At 68.1% G+C, this 583-nt stretch carries 1 protein-coding gene; it reads left to right on the top strand.

The genetic code is table 11. The annotated features are described in order from the left end of the window. Positions 1 to 183: 183 nt before the first annotated feature. Positions 184 to 583 (top strand): histidine kinase dimerization/phospho-acceptor domain-containing protein (locus FUT87_RS25785; protein WP_310735329.1); only part of this gene is annotated, 400 nt, incomplete at its 3' end.

Below are 583 nucleotides of genomic sequence, written 5' to 3'. Positions count from 1 at the left end.
GGGCCGCGGCGCCCAGGGGAATCGACAGTTTCTTGAAGTGATGCATGGTGAAACTCCTTCGGTTGAAAGTGGTCCAGCACGCGTGATCCATCGCGTTGCCGCGGAGCGGATCCCGCTGCGTCGGCGCGCTTTTCAAACGCCTTGGGATCGACTCTACGCAGCCCGCGCTGACACGAGGCGGACATGCGGATGACCGTTTTGTCATCGTTGCGCAGCGCGGGCGGATTGCTGCGCGCCCTGCGGCAACGCGTGGACCAGTTGACCGCGATGCTCGAGCGGCAGCGGCGTTCCTGCGCGCAGCGCGAGGCCTTCAGCGCGAACGTCGCGCATGAACTCCGCACGCCGCTGGCGACGCTGATCGCCGGCACCGAGCTGACCCTGCGCGAGGGCGGCTTGCCGCCGACCGTCGCGGATCGCCTGGGCGGTCATCTCGAAGAACTGCATCGCATGCAGGACATCGTGGGCGACATGCTGTTCCTGTCCCGCGCTTACGGCGGCCAGCGCGCGCGGCGTCAAGCGGTCGACAGCCTGGCGGCGCTGGCGCGCGAGGTGGCGGACTATCACGATGCCGCGCTCGACGAAG

The sequence above is a fragment of the Mitsuaria sp. TWR114 genome, from assembly GCF_007997345.1.
Note: the sequence above shows the minus strand (reverse complement) of the source record. Positions and strands in the feature narration are given on the sequence as shown.